Annotated in this window: 2 protein-coding genes; both read right to left on the minus strand. The window is 55.3% G+C overall.

Annotation, left to right across the window (positions count from 1 at the left end):
• Positions 1-301: 301 nt before the first annotated feature.
• A complete protein-coding gene (locus tag IVB32_RS40935; protein ID WP_247413159.1) occupies positions 302-3,862 on the minus strand; it encodes a hypothetical protein in 3,561 nt (1,186 codons plus the stop codon).
• A gap of 998 nt (positions 3,863-4,860) precedes the next feature.
• Positions 4,861-6,000 (minus strand): hypothetical protein, encoded by a 1,140-nt coding sequence (locus IVB32_RS40940; RefSeq protein WP_247413160.1) that lies wholly within the window; start codon positions 5,998-6,000, stop codon positions 4,861-4,863.
• Between the last annotated feature and the right edge of the window lie 206 nt (positions 6,001-6,206).

Below are 6,206 nucleotides of genomic sequence, written 5' to 3' on the forward strand. Positions count from 1 at the left end.
AACCGGCAGAAGCACTTCGGGTCGATGGCATCTCCGATTTCAAGGGCTTGCACTGCCGCAACCACCACTCTGAGGTCCAGCTTTATCGTCGAACCACAATTCGAGAAAGCGTAGCTTCCGACCGTAGCTTCGATGGGAAATAACGGCATCTCGTTCGAGAAGCATAGAAATACCAACTGCATAGCCAAGTTGGTATGGAGGAGCGGTGATCCGTGGATCGTACATCCTTGAGCTGCCTATCGCTTCAAACATCAACGGAGCCTGCCGAATGTCGGATGGGTTGAACCATCTGTGTTAGAGCCTACTCGAAGCCTTCGCTTCGTGCCCTTTCCTCAGCTTCCTCCTTTTTTTCCTCTTTGGAGATCCAATCCAAGAACTCCTTCCGAGCTTCGTCGATCTGTGCGCTCATCGCCGAATCTCCCGTGGGATTCAATTTACTCAACAGAGGCAAGCGTTCGCGAAGGACGATCGAGAGTGGGCCGGACCAAGTCGCGGGTCGAAAACGCCTGATAAAGATGCTGAGAATCTTCGCCCTTTGATCCGCCGACGCGAGGATGCGCACTGCCACATCGGAGATCGTTAGCGGACCGGCGTCATCGGATCCCTTTTCGAAAAGGCGGCACGTTTCAGCGGCGAAGGCATATCTGTCAGGCGGCGATGTCCCGCACCATTCGATGAGTGCATCAGTAGGTACGCTCTGAACGGCCGTTTCCCGTCTGTCGCTATCAATTTTGGAGACGACACTCATAGCCGTGCGGTATGTCCCGTCCTCGTCTGGAACATAAATCGCATCGAGCGTCTCTTTAGGCAAATGCTTGAAAAAGGGGGCGAGCAGTCGGCCTCGTTGGTAGTAGGATCGCCGCGAGGATCGTTCAAATACCATCAGATTGTGCAGGACCGCCAACTTCTCGGCATCTGCGTCTGCCGCGCCGAGAGCGAACTCCAAGATTACATCGAAGTCGTGTTCGCTGCGATCGTTGTCAATGCGAACATTCGACCAACCGAGGTTTCGAAGGAAACTAATACAGAGGCGTCCAAGTTCACTGCGGTATAGATCATTCTTCTCTGCTGCACAGTGAATGACCATCCCGAGTACATCGACAGCAACCTCAAGGCCGTCCAATTTCGCGGATATGCCGTCGACCAACTTTGCAATCTGCTCGATCGATAGAGGATCGGTTGCTCGACCCAGGCCCAAATACTGGTACTGCCATATGGGAGACTTACCCAGCTCAAGCGATTTCAACAAACGTTCGTAACCCCTAGCATCGAGCTGCACACAGAACTGAAGTTCAGGAAACCATTTACCCCAAACTTCGTCATAGAGCGCGTCTTCTAGGAACGACGCCACTCCAGCCGGATCCGCTTTGTTCCAGCCAGAGAGTACGCCGCGAACAAGAATTAAACTCACCGAACCCGATACAGAGTCGATGATCAAAGCGCGGACTTTCTCCAGCAAGCCAGCTACATTGGCGCATTCTTGTCCTATGCCAAACCCAAAACTCCCAACTTTGCTGTTGGTGCCTGTACGAATCAGGTCCGGCAGGATTTCAACGAAGAGATTATCTTCGTGGGCTGCAGCCTTTCCAAGATTCTCAGCCGCTTTCTCGGACGCACGGAACCGGGAAGCGGCATCGGCGCTGCGCCCATCCCCTGTATCGGGTAGATCGACGTCATCCGCGAATGACCCGCGAGCGATGACTCTAGCACCGATCTGGGCCCTCAAATCACGCGGTGCCAGTTCCTGCTCCAGCAGTAGAAGCTGCGTAAGCGAATCTGTGCTGAGGGCACCCTTGTCCAACTGAAGTATGCGCCGCGTTCCCAGCCAGCCGTCTGGCCAGCCATCTACAGACTTCAGCACACGAGCGGCTCTGACGATCTCATCAGTCAATCGGGCTCGCACCCAGAGGCCACGAACCGATGCACCTAGAACCGACCTCGCCTCTCGGCCAAGGGGAGAGTTCGTGCCGCCGATCTCAACCGCGATATCCAAGAAGGGTGTGTACCACTCCCGGACTTCCTCCTGAGTTCGAGGCCACCACCCGAAACCCCGCTTTCGAGCACCAAACTCAAATCCGTGCACAGACGTGAAATGCCAAGCCTCCAGCGCCGCATCCAAGAGCACTAACCCTAGTTTTTGCTCCCGCTCGCTAGCCGAGAATAAGAGCGTTCGAACTACTTGGGACCTTTGTGCGGACCTGGCTTCGGTCCCAGAGAGACGGGAAAAGAACAATGACTTGAGAACATCGCGAACCGGCTCATAGTTATAATCATCCGGTTCGGCCAAGGCTAAACAGATGAGTATATGCACTGCTCGGTCAAAAAATCGAGAATCATACGCAATCGATCGCGCGACACGAGCGAACTCGCGTCGGCTATAGTTTTCCGTAGATGTGAACTTGCTGTTCACAGCGGCCCGCTCCAAAGCGGCCAACGCGGCCTCTTCGCTTACTGGCGCCACATTGTTGAACATTCCACGACCAAGGTCGTTCAAAGTTGTCAAGTCGCCGAGGCATCCGCTGGGGTTTAGCCATGATGACACCATTTGGACCGCCCGCTTTGACTCGTGCAAGAAACCGAGTCGGCGAGAGAACGATCGGGCCACACGCTCGGATGCGTCCTCAACCAAGAGGCGGTTCAGGAGCTCGGGCAGATATGCGTCCACCGCAATTGCCGCTAAACGATTGGAAATCGCATGAGGGAGCACGGCGCGCCATTTGCCGCGCTGTTGGACAAGACCCCGCCTCTGCAACTGCATGACGCTGCGCAGAAATGCTACTTCTGAGACTTCAACCAACCCGGCAAAAATGCTTATCTCGGAGCCTTGGGATGTATCCTCACCGTCGAACGAATACAGAAGGCTGGCAGCCTCAGCACAATTCAAGAGCTCGCTACTTTCAACATTCTTCTGATGAAAAAGCCGGTGGAAGAGTTCGCTATCTCTGAGCCGGGCAAGCTCGCCACTTGTCTCGCTCGTGGACGCAAGGGCGTAGGCCACTCGGGTGTTGCCATCGGAGAACTCTGCGATTTTGTCGAGGTCATTTTCCGAAAGGAGACTGAACCGGCGCTTGAGAAGGCGTTTGATTATCTCGTCAGAAGACCCCTCAAGACGGTAGCAAGCAGTGCCCTCTGGCAGGTCGTCACGAATGTCATACTCAACAGTGATAAGTCGTATTTTGCTTCCCGGTCGCTTTGCAATTTCGGTCAGCCTGCGATGAACGTCTTGGCCGCAATTGTCGACAACGACAATACAGTCGGAATCCGATTGAACGAGAGCCTCAACCATCATGCCCGGCTGCGGTGTGGGGGCATCCGACAAGTCTGCGTAGATCACGTTTTCTGAATCAAGCGCCGGCTGGCCCGGGCATATACGCTTGTCGAACAAAGCCTGGACAAGCCTTGTCTTTCCGACTCCGGATAAGCCCACCATCCGAACGGATACATTCTTGCTCAAATCCGTTCGAAGGCGCGCTATGGCGGATGAGACATCGTTCCCTTCGTCAGCATCTGGGACAAAAACCTTCACTCGATCATCGATGAGGTATTCAGAGTCGGCGTCGCTTTCTTGATATGCCCAGGGACCATACGGCCTCCAGCCCACTAGAGGCTTGCCGGAAGCTACCTTCACCCAGATAACCATCGCAGGAAACTGTTCGACCCAATCCGCAATGCGGCGACAATCAAAGAAATCGACCTCAATTTTTCCGGCCATGGAAAAGCTAGATAAACATAGCTCCATCGCGGCCTTACGATCAGCCAGCGAACTGTCCGAAAGATTATCCCTCGTCGAGGCGATGACATAAGCGCCGCCGCTTGCTGCAAGGTCCGTTAACGCTTGGCGCACGACGCCCTTCGGTGCCATTTCACCCGGTATCTTTGACGCGCTAAACGTCTCCGCTTTCACCTGGAATGCGCAGCGATCCTTCTTGATATATCCGCCGATCCCGAGCGGTGGACTTACATCAACCCTAACGTCGACACCTCCATCCTTAGCTCGCTGATCTCCTCCCCAACTTACCGCCGCGGTTGAGATGCTCTTGGCCCGTAGCTCCGATTTGCATAGTCTCGCGATCAATTCTCGTGCTTGTACGTCTGTAAGTCTTTGAATTTCCTCAGAGCGTACGGAGAAGATCGGGTGCATAGTGTGTCCAGCCTCGAATCGATTTAGACTAGTTCGAAAAACATACAACCAATTTGAACAATTTGGGTGGGCCAACCCCCGTTAGACCAATTGTAGCGCATGGCCGATCGACGCGACACGCGACGTACATAGATGCTGCTCTCGAGCGCTCGCGCGTCGCGCAAGTGTCGGCAGACAGAATGACTTAGCTTTTCGATGTCGGCATTGACGCGCGCTCTCAGAAACGGACGACTCAAGTAAGCGTAAGCTAGGCGGCTTCGCACGTTCAAACTTGCTCACGCCGTTAGGTCAGACACTCGAGCAACGGCATCTTGCTGGCGGAAAGCACCGATATCAACTTCGTTGGATCGCGCCCCGGATGTCACGGCCTGATTTTGCGCCTAGTCCGTAGATAATCGCCGTAGGCTAAGCACGCGGTTTCTGAACGCATTCCTATGCATTGCATTCAATTCAATGTCTTAGCAGGTGCAGTTCGGAGGAGCCCCGTTCCTCCGGGTCGTTTCGGTCCTATGCACCTAGCAGACGAAGACAAGCAGACTCGAGCCTCGATGTGGCCTCCCCTTATCGCCTGATACGACAGGCGCTTGATCGTTGTTGTGGCGGCTTCTGGAGCTCGGCCTGATGAAATCGACGCTAGCGGAGATCGAATACAATAGAAGGCTGGCTAGCAGTGGCAGTCTGATAGTCGTGCAAGCGAGATAGTGCCGTCGCCCAAATAATCACCACAATATGCGGGGGGCCGCAGGAACGCAAATAATGCCGCCGATGTCAGTGTCGATTTCGATCCTCGGTCGACAAAGGCTTGTAACAACGCCGGCAACACAGTTCGCGACGTCGTCGTGTGAATTCGGCGGATGATCGATGGTATCGCGTCCGCCGCGTGCCGTCTTACGTTCGAGGCTACAAAGCTGTGCAATCAGTTTCTTGTGATCCAGTAACTCGACGCGCTTCCCGTTGATGAGCGGCAATAGTTCGGAGTAGAGTTCCGATTTTGGTCTGGCGCTGGGTTCATACTCGATACCGTAAACCTGAAAGCGCTCACCCGGCCATACGCCGGCGTATTTGTCGCCGACGGCTCGGCGTATGCCATATACCTTGAGCAGGGCCGAAAATTCGGCCACTACCTTATCCGGAGAGAAGGGCGGCGCCGCCTCTCGCACCACGTCGACGACGGCGCACTTACCGTCGCGGTGTGCGATGCAGAGCGTCATGCTATCGCCGGATCCGCCGCTTGGATCTACGAAGGCATGATATTGCTCACCCTGCACGGGAGGCAACTCGAATCTATCAGGGACAACCACAGCCTCGACTGCATCACGGTCAAGAAAGCTTTCGAGATCGACCCGGAACTCGGCACCAAATTCTGCGCTAGCCCGGGCCGGGTCCTGCTCGTAGGCTTCATCGATTACCGATTGAGGCAACGACGGGTTCATTGTCTTGCTGGGCGCCTTCCAAACCAATACGGGTGCGTCCCGCTTTCCGTAATGTCGGGAGAAAGCCTTCCAAAGCGGGCCGCGACGCGCATGAGGCGAAGACATCAATAGCAAGAGGGCATTTGGGCCCATTGTTGCCATAGCCGGCCGTGCCGCCGCGAGCACCTCTTCAGCGGGATTAGCCGAGGCCTCGCCATCAAACCAGAATGCAATTTCGTCCGCGACCAGAGCTGCTATCGAATATCCTCGGATTGTCCGGAAAGACGCCGTCGTGACCTCGATAACGACACGGTTTCGAAGCTCAATGGCCTCCTGCGTTTCCGACACCACCAGCTTACGAAGTTCGGGGTGATCAACAATCAGCGACCGAAGAAAGCGGAACGCTACGCGCGCCTGGCGCCGATCGGCCGCTAACAGCAGCACCATCGCTTTCTCCCCAGGTGCCAGGTAAATTCGCCAATCGAGAAATAGCGCCAACCAGGCCGCCGTGGTTGCGGCACCCCGTGATTTGCCTCCTCTTCGGCCGATAATCTCGGCGACCTCGCGAGGCGTAAGCGCTTAGCCGCAACCCTATTGAGGCTGGCTTGACGTTTTGCGGAATCGCCACGGCATGAGGTCTTCGATGCGGCTAT

It is taken from the genome of Bradyrhizobium sp. 23 (genome assembly GCF_023073295.1).
Lineage (GTDB): Bacteria > Pseudomonadota > Alphaproteobacteria > Rhizobiales > Xanthobacteraceae > Bradyrhizobium > Bradyrhizobium canariense_D.